A 16,499-nucleotide genomic window follows, 5' to 3' on the forward strand; every position below is an offset into this window, starting at 1 on the left:
CCCGTACCCCCGCGCGCCCCCTCGTGTCCCCGGGAACCCTCCGCGCAGGGCCTTCACCAGGGATTCACCGAGCGTCCGTCATATGCCATGGCATGGCTGGACCCAATCGGGGAATACCCCTTGCAGGTCGACGCCCGATCCACGGGTGTCGAGTCTCAGCGGACGGCATGGGGTCGTCCGCCCGGGAGGCCCTTTGCACCAGGACGCACGTGCGGTTCGCACGGACGGAGTGGAGGGCCGGAAGTCGGCCCGCGCATGGGTGCCGATGACCGGTCCGGTCTTCATGGCCCGACCTCTTCCGAGGGGGTACGTCCTTCCGTGGTGACCAGCACTAAGAGCCGCCTGCCCGACAGGCGGACCTACGTCCTCGACACCAGCGTTCTGCTGGCAGACCCCAACGCGATCACGCGGTTCGAAGAGCACGAGGTAGTGCTCCCGATCGTGGTGATCACCGAGCTGGAGGCAAAGAGGCACCATCCCGAACTCGGCTACTTCGCCCGTCAGGCCCTGCGCCTGCTCGACGAGTTCCGGGTTCTCCACGGTCGCCTCGACGCACCCATCCCGCTGGGCGATCTGGGCGGCACCCTGCGTGTCGAGCTCAACCACTCAGACCAGAGCGTCCTGCCCGCCGGCTTCCGATTGGGGGACAACGACTCGCGCATCCTCGCGGTCGCCCGCAATCTCCAGGCCGAGGGATACGACGTCACGGTCGTCTCGAAGGATCTCCCCCTGCGCATCAAGGCCTCCTCCGTGGGGCTGATGGCGGAGGAGTACCGCGCCGAGCTCGCGATCACGGACGCCGGCTGGACCGGCATGAGCGAGCTCGCCCTCTCCGGTGAACAGGTGGACCTCCTCTACAGCGAGGAGCGGCTCTACGTACCGGAGGCCGCGGAACTGCCCGTGCACACCGGACTGGTCATCCAGTCCGAGCGCGGCAAGGCGCTCGGCCGGGTCACGGCCGACGGCAACGTGAAGCTCGTACGGGGCGACCGCGAGGCCTTCGGGCTGCACGGCCGCAGCGCCGAGCAGCGCATCGCGCTCGACCTCCTCCTCGATCCCGAGATCGGGATCATCTCGATGGGCGGCCGGGCCGGTACCGGGAAGTCGGCGCTGGCGCTGTGCGCGGGCCTGGAGGCCGTCCTGGAGCGCAGGCAGCACCAGAAGGTGATGGTCTTCCGGCCGTTGTACGCGGTGGGCGGCCAGGACCTCGGCTACCTGCCCGGGGACGCCTCCGAGAAGATGAGCCCCTGGGCGCAGGCGGTCTTCGACACCCTCTCGGCGGTCGCCGGGCGCGAGGTCATCGAGGAGGTGCTGGGCCGCGGGATGCTCGAAGTCCTGCCGCTGACGCACATCCGGGGCCGTTCGCTGCACGACGCCTTCGTGATCGTGGACGAGGCCCAGTCGCTGGAGCGCAATGTCCTGCTGACCGTTCTGTCCCGAATCGGGGCCAATTCGCGGGTGGTTCTCACCCACGACGTGGCCCAGCGGGACAACCTGCGGGTCGGCCGGTACGACGGAGTCGTCGCCGTGGTCGAGAAACTGAAGGGTCATCCGCTCTTCGCGCACATCACGCTGACGCGTTCCGAGCGCTCCCCGATCGCCGCGCTGGTCACCGAGATGCTGGAGACCCTGTAACCGGAAAAGGGGTAAAAACCCCATAGCGGGAAGGCGAGTTGGCGCCGCCCGGCAAAGGCCCAGGAGCCTAGCCGGGCGGCGCCTTCGTGCACAGGGCTTTGGCGAAAACAACGGCGACATGCCAGGTGTGACCTTTCCCACGCAACGGAGAATTGCCCTGCGGCGTCGAGGTCCGGCAGAGTCTGTTTTCCGTCAGGCCCCGCATACGGCACACCTGTATCTCCCGTGAGGTACACGCAGTACTACTAACTCCACAGCCGTTCGCCGTATGCCGCCCGGAGCAACACGCGGCACTCCCGCAAGGGAGTTGCCCACGGGCCCGCGTCTCCAGTGACCGCACCACCACGGAGGCCAGAGTCGAGGGCACTATTGCGCCCGCTCGGTCACTGCGGACGCTGCTGGAAGGACACCGTGTGAGCCGGATCTCGGTTCGGGGATTCGCTGTGGCTTCGGCCACGGCGGTCACCACCGTCGGCGCAGTCGTGGGCGTTGCCACTGGCGACCCCGCCTCGAACAACCTTGAGACGACCGCGTCGGGGACGACTCTCCTCACTGACATCCCGGTCGGCGACCAGGCCCAGGTCCAGAACGCGTCCCTGACGCAGCAGGCCGACGCCATCGCCCACGCCGCCGACTCCGACGCCAAGCGCTCGGCGGAGGAAGCAGCCCGCGTCCAGGCCGCCCAGGACGCCAAGTCCAAGAAGGCCGACGCGCAGAAGGCCGCCGACGACAAGGCGAAGAAGGAGCGCGAGGAGAAGGAGCAGGTCGCCAGCCGGTCCGCCGCCCGCGACGCCTCCGACTTCGCGGCCCAGAGCTCGTACACGGTCGCCGAGGTCAAGGCCATCGCCCAGCAGATGGTTCCGGCGGGGCAGTTCCAGTGCTTCTCCAACATCATCAACGAGGAATCGACCTGGAACTACAAGGCCGTGAACTCGTCTTCGGGTGCCTACGGTCTCGTCCAGGCGCTCCCCGGCTCGAAGATGGCCTCGGCCGGCGCCGACTGGCGCACCAACCCCGCCACCCAGATCAAGTGGGGTCTGAACTACATGAACGTGCGCTACGGCAGCGCCTGCGGAGCCTGGAGCTTCCACCAGGCCAACGGCTGGTACTAGCCACCGGACAGCCACCGGTCGGCCGCCGGCACAAGAGATCGCCCGCGCGCCTCAACCCCGAGGAGCCCCGCACCGTCCTACGGTGCGGGGCTCCTCGCGTGTACGGTCTTGCGAGGTGTGTCCGGGCAGAATCGGGTCGGGGCGGGGGGAAGGGAACGACATGGCGAAGACGGCAGGCTGGCTCGGCCGGCTCGGGAACAAGCTGAGCCGGATGGAGGCGAGGCTCGACGAGCGGCGTGCCGAAGTCGAAGCCGAGACCTCCGGCGACCTGCCGGTGCACCCCGAACGTCCCGCGCGTCCCCCGCACCCCCCGGCCCCCGCGTACCCGCCGCCCCCCGTGGCCCCTCCGGCCCCGGTCGTGTCCGCGGCCCCCGCCGCCCCCGTGCGCCCCGACCCGGTGACCGTCATCCCGTGGGGCATGCGCGTGGCCGCCGAGGCGAGCTGGCGGCTGCTGCTCCTGGCCGGGATGCTGTGGGTCCTGATGAAGGTGATCAGCGAAGTCCGCCTGGTCGTCCTCGCCTTCGCCGCCGCCCTCCTCGTCACCGCCCTGCTCCAGCCCTTCGTCGTGCGGCTGCGCCGCCTCGGCATGCCGCGGGGCCTGGCCACCGCCGTCACCGCGATCCTGGGCTTCGTGGTCATCGGGCTGGTCGGCTGGTTCGTGGTCTGGCAGGTCATGGACAACCTCGACCAGCTCTCCGACCGCGTCCGCGACGGCATCAACGAGCTCAAACTCTGGGCACTGGACAGTCCGTTCCACGTGACCGAGAAGCAGATCAACGACATCGCGAAGAACCTCAGCGAGACCATCGGCACCAACACCGAGCAGATCACCTCCGCCGGACTGCAGGGCGTGACGGTCCTCGTCGAGGTGCTGACGGGCATGCTGCTCGCGATGTTCTCCACGCTCTTCCTGCTCTACGACGGCAAGCGCATCTGGAACTGGACGCTGGGCCTGCTCCCGTCGAGCGCCCGCCCCGGCGTGGCCGGCGCCGGACCGCGCGCCTGGCGGACCCTGACCGCGTACGTGCGCGGCACCGTCCTCGTCGCGCTCATCGACGCCATCTTCATCGGCCTCGGGCTGTACTTCCTCGACGTGACGATGGCCGTCCCGCTCGCCGTCTTCATCTTCCTGTTCGCCTTCATCCCGCTCGTCGGCGCCGTGGTCTCCGGAGCCCTCGCGGTGGTCGTGGCCCTGGTGACCCAGGGGCCGTTCACCGGGCTGATGGTGCTCCTGGTGGTCCTGGCCGTGCAGCAGATCGAGGGCCACGTACTGCAGCCCTTCATCCTGGGCCGGGCGGTACGGGTGCACCCGCTGGCGGTGGTCCTGTCGGTGGCGGCCGGCGGCATGATCGCGGGCATCGGCGGAGCGGTCGTCGCCGTCCCGCTGGTCGCCGTCACCAATACGGTGGTCGTCTACCTGCGGGCCTACTCCCGAGACCAGCTCCACCACGGCCTCTCCCCGGTCGGCCCCGCCCCGCACGGGGCCACGGCCCTGGGGGTGGCGGTCATCGAGTCGGCGGAACCCCGCAAGGGCGACAAGCGGGGCTGAGCCCGCAACGTACGACAGGGCCCCCGCGGCCGGGAACGGCTGCGGGGGCCCTGCTGTGCGTTACGGGGCGTGCGTGCGCGGTGTCACTCGCCCGTGAGGGCGGCCTCGGCGTCGAGGGTGACGGCGACGGCCTGGATCACCGAGGCGATCTTGAAGGCCTCCTGGACCGTCTCGCGGTCGACGCCCGCCTTGCGCAGGACCTGCTCGTGCGAGTCCAGGCACTGGCCGCAGCCGTTGATCGCGGAGACGGCGAGCGACCACAGCTCGAAGTCGATCTTCTCCACGCCCGGGTTGCCGATGACGTTCATCCGCAGGCCGGCGCGCAGGTTCCCGTACTCCGGGTCGGAGAGCAGGTGGCGGGTGCGGTAGAAGGTGTTGTTCATCGCCATGATCGCGGCGGCGGACTTGGCGGCGGTGTACGCCTCCGGCGACAGGGCCGCCTTCGCGTCCGGCTCCAGCTCACGCAGGACGCGCGGGGAGCGGGCGGCGATCGCGCAGGCGAGCACCGTCCCCCACAGCTGCTGCTGCGGGAGGTCGCTGTTGCCGATGACCGAACCCAGGTTGAGCTTCAGGTCCTTGGCGAAGTCCGGTATGGCGGACTTGAGGGAGTCGAGGGACATCGCTCACTCACCGGCCAGCAGCGCGCCGGCGTCCAGGGTGCTCTCGCCCTTGTTCCAGTTGCAGGGGCACAGCTCGTCGGTCTGCAGGGCGTCGAGGACCCGCAGGACCTCCTTGGGGTTCCGGCCGACGGAACCGGCGGTCACCATGGAGAACTGGATCTCGTTGTTCGGGTCCACGATGAAGACCGCGCGCTTGGCGAAGCCGTCCTCGCCCTGGATGCCGCAGTCCTTCATGAGCTCGTGCTTGGAGTCGGCCAGCATCGGGAAGGGCAGGTCACGCAGGTCGGCGTGGTCCTTGCGCCAGGCGTGGTGGACGTACTCGGAGTCGCCGGAGACGCCGAGGATCTGCGCGTCGCGGTCCGCGAACTCCTCGTTCAGCTTGCCGAAGGCGGCGATCTCGGTCGGGCAGACGAAGGTGAAGTCGGCCGGCCAGAAGAACACCACGCGCCACTTGCCCTCGTAGGACTTGTGGTCGATCTGCGCGAACTCGGCTCCGGCCTCCAGCGACACGCAGGCGGTCAGATCGTAGGTGGGGAACTTGTCACCGACAGTGAGCACGCGCTCTCCTTGCGAACGGGAAAGTAACCCTTTTGGGGGCTTTCCGGCGGGGTTGGACGTATCTCACATGCTGACACAGCTGCATTGATTGCGGAAATAGCTAGTCTAGAGACCAGTGATCGGAGGTGCCTATCAGTGGCTGTGGGTAACAGGGGAGCGGGATCGGTGAAGCAGGCGCGGCAGGCGACGCTCGCGCAGTTGCGGGCCTTCGCCGCCGTGGCCGAACACCTGCACTTCCGGGACGCGGCCGCCGCCATCGGGATGAGCCAGCCCGCGCTCTCGGGAGCCGTCTCCGCGCTGGAGGAGGCCCTCGGCGTGCAGCTGCTGGAACGCACCACGCGCAAGGTGCTGCTCTCGCCCGCCGGGGAGCGGATCGCGGTCCGGGCCCGGGCCGTGCTCGACGCCATGGGCGGGCTGCTGGAGGAGGCCGAGGCCGTACGGGCGCCCTTCACCGGGGTGCTGAGGCTCGGGGTGATCCCCACCGTGGCCCCGTACCTGCTGCCGACCGTCCTCGGGCTCTTCCGGCGGCGCTACCCGCGCCTCGACCTCCAGGTGCACGAGGAGCAGACGGCCTCGCTGCTGGAGGGACTGGCCGGCGGCCGGCTCGACCTGCTGCTCCTCGCCGTGCCGCTCGCGGTCCCCGGAGTCACCGAACTGCCGCTCTTCGACGAGGACTTCGTCCTGCTCACGCCGCGCGAGCACCCGCTCGCCGACCGCCGCGACATCCCGCACGAGGAACTGCGCGGACTGCAGCTGCTGCTCCTCGACGAGGGCCACTGCCTGCGCGACCAGGCCCTCGACATCTGCCACGACGCCGGACGCACCACCGGGGCGGACGTCACCACCACCGCCGCCGGGCTGTCCACCCTCGTACAACTGGTCGCCGGGGGGCTCGGCGTCACGCTGTTGCCGCGCACCGCACTGCGCCTGGAGACCGCCCGCAACGAGCATCTGGCCACCGGATACTTCGCCGAGCCCGCGCCCTCGCGGCGCATCGCGCTGGCGATGCGGACGGGAACCGCCCGCGAGGCGGAGTTCCGTGCCGTCGCCGACGCGCTGCGCGAAGCCGTGCGCCCGCTCCCCGTCTGGCTGACGGACTGAGAGCGGGCACAAGGGCGCAGGGGCACAAGGGCGTACGGGACTGCGCGCGCGGGGGAGTTATTCCGTGCGCAGCCCGTCCGGGCGCATCAGGCGCATCAGCGCCGGCAGGCTGAGCAGGGTGACCAGGACGGCCACGCCGCCGCCGATGCCGATCATCGACAGGACCGGGGTCCAGGCGATCCGGATGGAGACCCCCGCCATCTGCATCAGGACGATGCCGAGCGCGAGGCCGACCACCGTGGCCAGGGCCAGGCCCAGGCCGATCGGGAGGGCGGTCTGCCACAGCACGGACAGGCTGAGCGTGGAGCGCTTGGTACCGAAGGCGACCAGCGCCGACAGCAGCTTCTTGCGCTCGCGCAGCTGCTCCAGCTGGGAGACCAGCAGGCTCGCTCCGATCAGCATCAGCACGAGGGTGGATCCGACCAGCAGGCCGGTCCGGATGGAGGCGTAGCGGTCGTTGACCTCGGTGGCCTGGATGGTCATCGGGACGGACAGCGGGTCGGCCTTGAAGGCCGCGGTCCGGGCCAGCTCGATCGCGTCGGGCACCGCGGGGTCCAGCTTCACGTAGACCTGGGAGGACTGGAATCCGCCCAGGCCCTTCGGGGCGGCGGCCGGGGTGACGAGCAGCCCGGTCTCCAGATTGCCCAGCGGGCCCTTGCGGGCCGCCGCCGTCCGGGCGTCGGCGGGCACGGTCCAGGCGACCGGCGCCGTCGCCTCCTCGCCCTCGTAGATGTTTCCGGCGAAGAGCTTCTCGCCCGGCTGGGCGGTGTCGCCGGTCATGCCTCGGGCCCCGCCGCCGCCGGTGAGGACGAAGGCGTCGCCGTCCTTGCAGGAGGGCAGGTCCGCGACCACCTGGAGGGCGGCGCAGGTCCCGATCGTGAGCTGGATCCCCGTTTCCTCGTACGACCTGTTGGCGGTGCGCGCGGCGCTGGTGGAGCCCAGCGCGACGGCCTGGGTGACCCCCTCGGTCGCGCTCAGGGTCCGGCTGAGGGGCTCGCCCCGGTCGGGGGAGCGCATGATGACGGAGATCGATGCCAGGGCGGGGTCGTGTCCGGTGTCGCGGGTGTACGAGCCCTGGGTGCCGGCGAAGAGCATCTGCAGGGCGATGGCTCCGGCGACCGCCACGGCGATGCCGTTGACCAGCCGGGCGGCGCTGCCGCTGGTGAGCTGGAGCCGGCGGGCGGCGAGCTGCCAGGAGACCGGGCCCGCGCCGCCGATGCGGCCGACGACCCGTTCCAGTACCCAGGGGAGCAGGACGGTGATGCCGACGAGGAGCAGGACCACGCCGCCGGAGACCTGCCACTGGTTGAACTGCCCGCTGTCGTTGCCGCGGCCCATCATCGGGGCCAGCAGGCCGAGTCCGGCCAGCGGGAGCAGCAGCCGCCACCAGATCCGGCGCCTGCGCGGGGTCGTCGTACGGACCACGCCCAGCGGTTCGATGACCACGCCGCGCAGGGCGAACAGGGTCACGGCCACCGCCGCGGCGGGCACGGCGAGCGCGATGAGCGCGGCGAGCCAGGGCGTCGGGTTGAGGTCGGAGGGGAAGACGCTGCGCTGGTAGAGGTTCATGGCCGGGGCGAGCTGCCGGGCGGCCAGGAAGAAGCCGGTGCCCAGGACCAGGCCGATCAGCGATCCGGCGAGGGCTTCGCCCGCGGCGATCCGGCGGACCATCCGGCCGTCGGCGCCGACCAGGCGCAGGGCGGCGAGCCGGCGGTCGCGGCGGTCTCCGCCGAAGCGGACGGCGGCGCCGATGAAGACGGCGACCGGCATCAGCAGGGCGACGAAGGTCAGCACCACGAGGAGCGTCAGGACGGGGTCCAGGGCCGGCTTCTCGAGGCTGTTCTCGAAGGCGGTGACCCGCTTGACGTACTGGGGCGAGGTCTTCTGGAGTTCGGCGAGCCGGTCGCTGCCCGCGTAGAAGTAGAGGTCTCCGGGGCCGACCAGGCCCGCGTCCCCGATGGTCGAGACGATCTTCCCGTCGAGGCGGTCGCGCAGCAGCTTGCCCTCGTCGGTCTTCATCAGCCTGTCGAGGGCGGGGGAGACGGCGAGTTCGCCGGGCCCGGGGAACTCCTTGAGGCCGGGCGGCAGCGGGGCCCGGGATCCCTCGGGCTGCACGAGCCGTCCGTCGACCCCGTAGGAGCGGTACGACTGGTCGACGGAGGCGATCAGCAGGGTGTCGGGGCCGGCCTGTACGGCGGTGGGCGAGGTGAACGTCTGGCGTCCGTCGGCGCGGGCGTCGCGGGCGGCCATGGCGCCGGGGATCGCGCTGGTGATGAGCAGCAGGGCCACGCCGAGGCCGACGCCCACGCCGGTCAGGAGGGTGCGGGTCCAGCCCTCGCGGCCGCCGCCGAAGGCGAAGCGGGTGCCGAGGCGCAGGTCGCGGGCCCAGACCTGGAGCGCGCTCTGTCCGCCGCGGCTCATACGGCGCGCTCCATGTCGCGGGACTTGCCGTCGCGGACGACGATCTCGCGGTCGGAGTACGCGGCCACGCGGGTCTCGTGCGTGACGAGGACGACGGCGGCGTTCGTGGACCGGGCGGCCTCGGTGAGCAGTTGCATCACCAGCTCGCCGTTGAGGGAGTCCAGGGCCCCGGTGGGCTCGTCGGCGAAGATCAGCCGGGGGCTGGTGACGAGGGACCGGGCGACGGCCACGCGCTGGCCCTGGCCGCCGGACACCTCGCCGGGGCGCTTGCGGTCGAGGTCCTCGACCTGGAGCCGCTCCATCCAGTCCAGGGCGGTGCGTTCGGCCTCCTTGCGCTTGACTCCGGCGAGGCGCAGCGGCAGGGCGACGTTCTCGACGCAGGTCAACTCGGGGACGAGCTGGCCGAACTGGAAGACGAAGCCGAACTCGCCGCGGCGCAGGGCGCTGCGCTCGGTGTCGTTCATGGCGGAGAGCTCGCGGCCGGCGTAGGTGATGGTGCCGGAGTCGGGGGTGACGATGCCCGCGAGGCAGTGCAGCAGGGTGGACTTGCCGGAGCCGGAGGGCCCCATGACGGCGACCACCTCGCCGGCGTGGATGGAGAAGTCGGCTCCGTCCAGGGCGTTGGTGGGGCCGTAGGCCTTACGGAGCTGCGTGGCGCTGAGCAGAGTGCCGGCCGGGGTCATCGTCGTATCTCCTGGGCGAGCTGGTCGAGGCGGGCCGCGGTGAGTTCGAGCCACCGCAGGTCGGCTTCGAGGTGGAACAGGGCGTGGTCGCAGACCAGCTGGTCCGCGAGGTCCCCCTTGCGCTTGCGCTGGGTGAGGATGCGCATCAGGCGCAGGTGCTCGGAGCGCTGGCTGTCCAGCAGCTCCTGGGCGCTGCGGCCGGTCAGGAGGGCGAGCACGACCTTGGTGTAGAGCGTGGTCTGGAGGTACGGCTCGGGCTTCTCGGGCTGGGCGAGCCAGGCCTCGACGTCGGTGATCCCGGCGTCGGTGATGGCGTACCGCTTGCGTTCGGGGCCGCCGCCGCTCTCCAGTCCGTCGACCTCGACGAGGCCGTTCTTCAGGAGTCGGGACATGGTCGAGTAGACCTGCCCGTAGGCGAGCGGGCGGTCGTGCCCGAATCTCTCGTCGAAGGCGCGCTTGAGGTCGTAACCGTGGCGGGGGCCGGCCTCGAGGAGACCGAGCAGCGTGTGACCGATGGGACCGATGGACATGGCTTCGACTGTACATGCGGTGTATACCCTCGCTGTATACGCGCGGTGTATAGCTGGCGGGGTGGATGATGTTTCCGCAGGTCGGAGGGGGTTTTCGCGGATTGAAAAAGACCCCTGAGGCGAGATGCCTCAGGGGTCCGCGGGGTGTGCGGCGGTCAGTCGGAAGGCTTCGGCGGGCGGCCGCGGGGCCGGATGGGAGCCGCCGTGCCGGGCAGCCGGCCGGCCTCGGACAGGGCGCGGCGGAGCAGGAACTCGATCTGCGCGTTGGCGCTGCGCAGCTCCTCGCCCGCCCACCGCGCGAGCGCGTCGTGCACCTGGGGATCGAGCCGCAGCAGCACCTGCTTGCGGGCCTGGCGGGCCCGCTTCGGCCCGGCCTCGGGTTCGGGCTCCGCGCCCTCCCCGGCCTCCGTGCCGCTGCCGCCGCCGTCGGGGCTCACTGGTAGAGGGTGCCCGTGTTGAGGACGGGCTGGGCCGCGCGGTCCCCGCACAGGACCACCATCAGGTTGGACACCATCGCCGCCTTCCGTTCCGGGTCGAGGTCCACGATCTCCTGCTCCGCGAGGCGGGTCAGGGCGAGCTCGACCATACCGACCGCGCCCTCGACGATCTGCTTGCGGGCCGCGACGATGGCGCCCGCCTGCTGGCGCTGGAGCATCGCGGAGGCGATCTCCGGGGCGTACGCGAGGTGCGTGAAGCGGGACTCGATGATCTGGACGCCGGCCGCCTCGACCCGGGCGGCCAGTTCGGCGGTCAGCTTCTCGGTGATCTCCTCGGCGTTGCCGCGCAGCGACAGGCCGCCGTCCTCGTGGGCGTCGTAGGGGTACTCGATCGCGATGTGGCGGACGGCCGTCTCGGTCTGGGTCTCGACGAACTCCGTGAAGTCGTCGACCTCGAAGACGGCGCGCGCCGTGTCCTCGACCCGCCACACCACGACGGCCGCCAGCTCGATCGGGTTGCCGTAGGCGTCGTTGACCTTCATGACGGGCGTCTCGTGGTTGCGCACCCGGGTGGACAGGGGGCGGCGGGAGGTCAGCGGGTTGACCCAGCGCAGTCCGTCGGTGCGGACCGTGCCGCGGTAGCGGCCGAAGAGCTGGACCACGCGGGCCTCGCCCGGGGCGACGGTGTTCAGCCCGCTCATGGCGACGACGGCGGCGATGGTCAGGAGGACGCCGCAGGCGATCAGGCCGGCCTTGGCGCCGTCGGTGGAGGCCGTCGCGCCGGTGAAGACCAGGCCCACTCCGGCCAGCACTCCCGCCAGTCCGAGCAGCAGTGCGAGCCCGCCGCCGACGCTCCGCGCGGGGAACTCCCGTACGCCCGCTTCGGCGACGCCCTTGTTCTCTGTCATGGTCTGCCCCGTTTCCTTCGGTGGCCGCCGGTCGGGCGCCCTATCAAAGTGATATCACTTTTCGGCGCCCAGTGACAGCTCCCGGCAACCTCGCGGCCTTTCCGTGCGTCGGTTCCGTATGAGTGGGTGCTGATTCTCACGTCCGAATTGACCGGTATTGGTGTTGGTTGGCCATCCTTTGTCACAACCTGCGGTGTTAGCTTTCTGAGCTGACGTCGGGGGGTAATCGAGCGGAGCGGGAGCGATGGGCCGAGCAGAAGCGCGAAAGTCGCAGCAGCAGCGCGGTGCGCGACGAGCGCCGCGCGGGCGCGCCAAGGGCAAGGGCGGGAAGCCGGGCAAACGGACCGGCATACGCCGGTTCTTCACCTGGAAGAAGATCCTCGGAACCTTCTTCGGAGCGATCCTGCTCGGCATGGCGGCCCTGGTCGGCCTCTACTTCTACGTGGACGCGCCGAACCCCAACGCCAACGCGCTCAAAGAGACGAACATCTACAAGTACGCCGACGGTTCGGTCATGACCCGCGACACCAGCGACGGCATGCTCAACCGCCAGATCGTGCCGATCGACAAGATCCCCGCGGACGTGCAGACGGCCTTCATCGCGATCGAGAACAAGTCCTTCTACGAGGACCGCGGCATCGACTTCAAGGGCATCGCCCGAGGCCTGTTCAACACGGTCACCGGCAAGGGCAAGGCCGGCGGCTCGACCATCACCCAGCAGTACGTCAAGAACTTCTACCTGACCCAGGACCAGACGGCGACCCGCAAGCTGAAGGAGATGGTCATCTCCCTCAAGGTCGACCGGAAGATGGAGAAGCCCGAGATCCTCGCGGGCTATCTGAACACCAACTTCTACGGGCGGGGCGCCTACGGCATCCAGGCCGCGGCCCAGGCCTACTACGGCGTGGACGCCGACAAGCTGACCCTGGAACAGGGCGCGTACCTCGCAGCGGTCCTCCAGGCCCCCAGCCAGTACGACTGGGCGACGGCCGGCCCGAACGGCAAGCGCCTCGTCATGGTCCGCTTCAACGGCGTCCTCGACAACATGGTCGAGATGGGCAAGCTGGACCCGGCCAAGCGCAAGGACATGAAGTTCCAGGAGCCGATCAAGCCCAAGCCCGCCCCCGGCATGGAGGGCCAGAAGGGCTACCTGGTCCAGGCCGCGGACGAGGAGCTCAAGAAGCAGACCGGCATGACCGACGCCCAGCTCAAGGCCGGCGGCTGGGAGATCACCCTCTCCATCGACCCGAAGAAGCAGGCCGCCCTGGAGTCCGCCGTCCAGGACGAGCTGGAATCCAAGCTCGACCGCAAGGGCCGCCCGGTCGACGCCGCCGTCCAGGCGGGCGCCACCTCCGTGGACCCCAAGACCGGCGCGATCCTCGCGATGTACGGCGGCACGGGGCAGAGCGAGCAGTGGGCCAGCAACGCCCTGCGCAAGGACTTCCAGCCCGGATCGACCTTCAAGCCCGTCGTGCTCGCCTCCGCCCTGGAGAACAAGGCGACCACGCAGGACGGCAAGCCGATCAACCCCAACACCCTCTACGACGGCACCAGCAAGCGCCCCGTGGTCGGCAGCGACACCCCGTTCAACCCGCAGAACCAGGACGACCACGACTTCGGCACCCCGATGATGACGGTGCAGGACGCCACCAACTCCTCGGTGAACTCCGTGTACGCCCAGATGATCGTGGACGTCGGACCGAAGAACGCGAAGACCACCGCGCTCGCCCTCGGCATGCACGACCGCGACGGCTGGCCCGAGGACCGGCCGGCCATGTCGCTCGGCACCATGAGCGCCGACACCGCGGAGATGGCCGGGGTCTACGCCACCCTCGACAACCACGGCAAGAAGGTCACGCCGACCATCATCAAGTCCGCCGTGCACAAGGACCGCGAGTACAAGCCGGTCCAGGGCGTCGGCGGCCAGGCCATCAGCCGCAAGACCGCCGACACCGTCACCAAGGTGCTCACCGGCGTGGTCGAGGACGGCTCCGGCCGGGCCGTGAAGAGCTCGGCCTACGAGGCCGCCGGCAAGACCGGCACCACCGAGAAGAACGTGGCCGCCTGGTTCACCGGGTACACCCCGGAACTGGTCACCGTCGTCGCGATGTTCGGTGACGAGCCCGGCACCCACACCCAGACCTCGCTGACCGGCACCGCCGGCGGCGGCCGCGCGGGCGGCTCCAGCTTCCCGGCGGCGATCTGGAAGCAGTACACGCTCGCCGCCCTCAAGGGCGTGGACACCGACTCCTTCTCCCTGGACGACGCGGACATGGGCAAGGCCCAGACGCCGACCGGCAGCGGCTCCGCGTCGACCACGCCGAGCCAGACCACAAGCACCCCGCCGCCGGCCGGCAACACGCCGCCGACCCCGACGCCCACACCGACTCCGACGCCGCCGACGCCCACCCCGACGCCGTCGAAGCCGACGCCCACCCCCACGCCGCCGAAGCCGACGCCCACCCCGCCGAAGCCGACCCCGACGCCGCCGGCCCCGCCGGTGGACGTCCCGTAGGCGCGCAGCAGCGTAGGACCGCAGGACCCGGAAACACCACCGCCCCGCAGGCAGCGAGCCGCGGGGCGGTGGTGTGTGCCGTGGCGGCTCCCGGTCAGTGGTGCTCGGGCGTCCCCGGCAGCTGGAGCTCGAACCAGACCACCTTGCCGCTGCTGAGCCGGGTGGCACCCCAGCGGCGGGCCATCCGGTTGACCAGGAACAGGCCGCGGCCGCCCTCGTCGTCGTCCCGCGCCCGGCGCTGGCGCGGCAGCTGCGGGGAATCGTCGCCGACCTCGCAGCGCAGCACGTCCGTCTTCAGCAGGCGCAGCGTGACGGGCCGCTCGGCGTACCGCACGGCATTGGTCACCACCTCGCTCACCAGCAGCTCCAGCGAGTCCTGGAGCTCCTCCAGCCCCCAGCGGCTCAGCGCGCGGCGGGCGAACCGGCGGGCCCGGCCCGGAGCGGTCTCCTCCGGGTCCAGGAACCAGTAGGCGACGTCACTGGGCGCGATCCCGTCGAACCGGGCCGCGAGCAGCGCGATGTCGTCGTCCCGGTCCCCGGGGCCCAGCATGTCCAGGATGTCGTCGCACAGGGCCTCCAGCGGCGGCGGGTGGTCCAGGCCCGTCAGCTGCGCGGTGGTCGCCAGGCGCTCGCGCAGCTGCTCGATGCCGGTCCACACGTCGCGCAGCCGGGACTCGACCAGCCCGTCGGTGTACAGCACGAGGGTGGCCCCGGCCGGGGCGTCGAGCTCCACGGCCTCGAAGTCCACGCCGCCGACGCCGATGGGGGCGCCGGGGGGTACGCGCAGCACCTCGGCGCGGCCGCCCAGGTGCAGGAGGACCGGCGGCGGGTGGCCGGCGTTGGCGATGGTGATCCGGTGCGAGACGGGGTCGTAGACGGCGTAGAGGCAGGTGGCCATCCGGTCGGAGCCCAGGCGCTGCGCCTGCTCGTCCAGGTGGTGCAGGACCTCGGCGGGCGGCAGGTCGAGCTGCGCCAGCGTCTGGGCCGTCGTACGGAGCTGTCCCATGATCGCGGCGGAGGTCATGGAGTGGCCCATGACGTCGCCGACGACGAGTGCGACCCGGCTGCCGGGCAGGGGTATGGCGTCGTACCAGTCCCCGCCGACCCGGGCGGTCTCGGCGGCGGGCAGGTAGCGGCTGGCGAGCCGGACCCCGGTGGGCTGGGGGAGGCTGTCGGGCAGCATCGTGCGCTGGAGCTCGTCGGCGATGTACGCCTCGCGCCCGTAGAGCACGGCCTTGTCGATGCCGAGCGCGGTGTGGGTGGCCAGCTGCGCGGCGACCAGCAGGTCGTTCGTCTCGAAGGCCGGCCGCTCGGGGGTGCGCAGGAACACCGCCGCGCCGATCACGCGGCGGCGGCCCCGCAGCGGCGCGAGGATGGCCCGCTGGCCGCGCGGTACGGGGTGGTCCGCGCCCAGCAGCTCCGGCAGCGCGGCGCGGGCGGCGGCGGAGGATCCGAAGACGGGGCGGACGCCGCGCAGCACCTCGGCCAGCGCCCCGCCGGGGCGGATCTCGCAGAGCTCGGCGGCGGGCAGGTCACCCTGCGGGCCGACCAGGGCGAGCTGGCTGAAGTCGAGCTCGCCGTCCGGGGTGGCGCCGAAGGTGCCGCCGCCCGTTCCGGAGCCGGCGGCGCTGGTGCCGGTTCCGGTGAACTCGTCGATCGGCCGGAGCCGGTCGGTGCGACGGAGCCTTAAAACGACCGGGCCGACGGGGCGTTCGTCGCCCACGGGGAGGGGGTCGCGCAGGTAGACGAGGATGGCGTCGGAGAAGGTGGGCACGGTGGCCCGGCACAGCCCGAGCACGATCTCGTCGAGGTCGATGCCGCGCGCGATCCGCCGGGTGGCGGCCCCGACGAAGCGCAGCCGGTCCCCTTCGCGGCGCGCGATGGCCTCGGGGCCGTTGCCCTGGACGGGCGCGGAACCGGACCCGCCACTGCCCTGGCCGGGCGCGGAACCGGCTCGGCCGGCGCTCGCGGCGGAGCTGCCCGCCGTCGCGATGCCGCGTGCGGCGTCACCGTCGGGGCCCGCCCCGGGGGCGGCTCCGGGCTCACCGGGGGTGGCGGCCCCGTCGCGCGGGCGCGCCGCATCGCGGGGGTGGGGGAAGTCGGAGGCCTGGATCTGGGCATGCGTGCGTACGGCCTCGGCCGCCGGGACCTGGGCTTTGCCGTGGCCCTGCTCCTCCGTAGGACCGCCGGAGGCACTCGGCTCGTCGGTCCGACCGCCGGAGGCAACCGGCTGCGAGCCCTCCTGAGAGGTGGGGTACTCCGTCACGCGTGGCATTCCGTCCGTTTGCGCTCGATGTGCGCTGCACTCAACTCGGTCAGTCGCGGTATACCCGCTCAGCGGCGGGGACACCATCAGCCCGTGGTTCCGGGTCCCGCTCGTTACCTCTCGTCGTGCGTCGGCCTCCGGTCAATCCACGCTCACCTGGCGTC

13 protein-coding genes are annotated in these 16,499 nt (G+C 71.2%); 5 read left to right on the forward strand and 8 right to left on the reverse strand.

Annotation, left to right across the window (positions count from 1 at the left end):
* The first annotated feature begins 318 nt into the window (after nucleotides 1-318).
* From OG490_RS23930 to OG490_RS23940, 3 genes are all read left to right on the forward strand, one after another.
* On the forward strand, nucleotides 319-1,635 hold the full coding sequence (locus OG490_RS23930; protein ID WP_330298329.1) for a PhoH family protein: 1,317 nt from the start codon (nucleotides 319-321) through the stop codon (nucleotides 1,633-1,635).
* 395 nt (nucleotides 1,636-2,030) lie between these two features.
* On the forward strand, nucleotides 2,031-2,747 hold the full coding sequence (locus OG490_RS23935) for a transglycosylase SLT domain-containing protein (RefSeq protein WP_330301037.1): 717 nt from the start codon (nucleotides 2,031-2,033) through the stop codon (nucleotides 2,745-2,747).
* Nucleotides 2,748-2,907: 160 nt separating this feature from the next.
* Nucleotides 2,908-4,296 carry an AI-2E family transporter gene (locus tag OG490_RS23940; RefSeq protein ID WP_330298330.1) on the forward strand — a complete coding sequence of 463 codons (1,389 nt, stop codon included), beginning with the start codon at nucleotides 2,908-2,910 and terminating at the stop codon, nucleotides 4,294-4,296.
* Nucleotides 4,297-4,379: 83 nt separating this feature from the next.
* On the opposite strand, the gene OG490_RS23945 is transcribed toward OG490_RS23940, so the two are convergent.
* Nucleotides 4,380-4,916 carry an alkyl hydroperoxide reductase gene (locus tag OG490_RS23945; RefSeq protein WP_330298331.1) on the reverse strand — a complete coding sequence of 179 codons (537 nt, stop codon included), beginning with the start codon at nucleotides 4,914-4,916 and terminating at the stop codon, nucleotides 4,380-4,382.
* A 3-nt stretch (nucleotides 4,917-4,919) separates the two neighbouring features.
* Nucleotides 4,920-5,474 (reverse strand): peroxiredoxin, encoded by a 555-nt coding sequence (locus OG490_RS23950; RefSeq protein WP_330298332.1) that lies wholly within the window; start codon nucleotides 5,472-5,474, stop codon nucleotides 4,920-4,922.
* 135 nt (nucleotides 5,475-5,609) lie between these two features.
* Between OG490_RS23950 and OG490_RS23955 the strand changes: the two genes are divergently transcribed.
* Complete coding sequence (locus OG490_RS23955; RefSeq protein ID WP_330298333.1) at nucleotides 5,610-6,575, forward strand: hydrogen peroxide-inducible genes activator; 966 nt, start codon at nucleotides 5,610-5,612, stop codon at nucleotides 6,573-6,575.
* Nucleotides 6,576-6,632: 57 nt separating this feature from the next.
* Here OG490_RS23955 and OG490_RS23960 read toward each other — a convergent pair whose 3' ends face one another.
* The 5 genes from OG490_RS23960 to OG490_RS23980 all read right to left on the reverse strand — a co-directional run bounded on the left by OG490_RS23960 (nucleotide 6,633) and on the right by OG490_RS23980 (nucleotide 11,554).
* On the reverse strand, nucleotides 6,633-8,996 hold the full coding sequence (locus OG490_RS23960; protein WP_330298334.1) for an ABC transporter permease: 2,364 nt from the start codon (nucleotides 8,994-8,996) through the stop codon (nucleotides 6,633-6,635).
* Entirely contained in the window at nucleotides 8,993-9,679 is a 687-nt protein-coding gene (locus OG490_RS23965; protein WP_330298335.1) for an ABC transporter ATP-binding protein, read from the reverse strand. Before OG490_RS23965 ends, OG490_RS23960 begins: the two co-directional genes overlap by 4 nt.
* Nucleotides 9,676-10,209, reverse strand: coding sequence for a PadR family transcriptional regulator (locus OG490_RS23970; RefSeq protein ID WP_330298336.1), 534 nt, complete (start codon nucleotides 10,207-10,209; stop codon nucleotides 9,676-9,678). The genes OG490_RS23965 and OG490_RS23970 overlap by 4 nt, the downstream gene beginning before the upstream one ends.
* Nucleotides 10,210-10,364: 155 nt before the next feature.
* Nucleotides 10,365-10,646, reverse strand: coding sequence for a hypothetical protein (locus OG490_RS23975; RefSeq protein ID WP_443065862.1), 282 nt, complete (start codon nucleotides 10,644-10,646; stop codon nucleotides 10,365-10,367).
* A complete protein-coding gene (locus OG490_RS23980) occupies nucleotides 10,643-11,554 on the reverse strand; it encodes an SPFH domain-containing protein (RefSeq protein WP_330298338.1) in 912 nt (303 codons plus the stop codon). Before OG490_RS23980 ends, OG490_RS23975 begins: the two co-directional genes overlap by 4 nt.
* A gap of 244 nt (nucleotides 11,555-11,798) precedes the next feature.
* Here OG490_RS23980 and OG490_RS23985 point away from each other — a divergent pair, with 244 nt between their 5' ends.
* Nucleotides 11,799-14,069 carry a transglycosylase domain-containing protein gene (locus OG490_RS23985; RefSeq protein WP_330298339.1) on the forward strand — a complete coding sequence of 757 codons (2,271 nt, stop codon included), beginning with the start codon at nucleotides 11,799-11,801 and terminating at the stop codon, nucleotides 14,067-14,069.
* Nucleotides 14,070-14,163: 94 nt separating this feature from the next.
* On the opposite strand, the gene OG490_RS23990 is transcribed toward OG490_RS23985, so the two are convergent.
* Entirely contained in the window at nucleotides 14,164-16,335 is a 2,172-nt protein-coding gene (locus tag OG490_RS23990) for an ATP-binding SpoIIE family protein phosphatase (RefSeq protein WP_330298340.1), read from the reverse strand.
* Nucleotides 16,336-16,499: the final 164 nt, after the last annotated feature.

It is taken from the genome of Streptomyces sp. NBC_00503, from assembly GCF_036346895.1.
GTDB lineage: Bacteria > Actinomycetota > Actinomycetes > Streptomycetales > Streptomycetaceae > Streptomyces.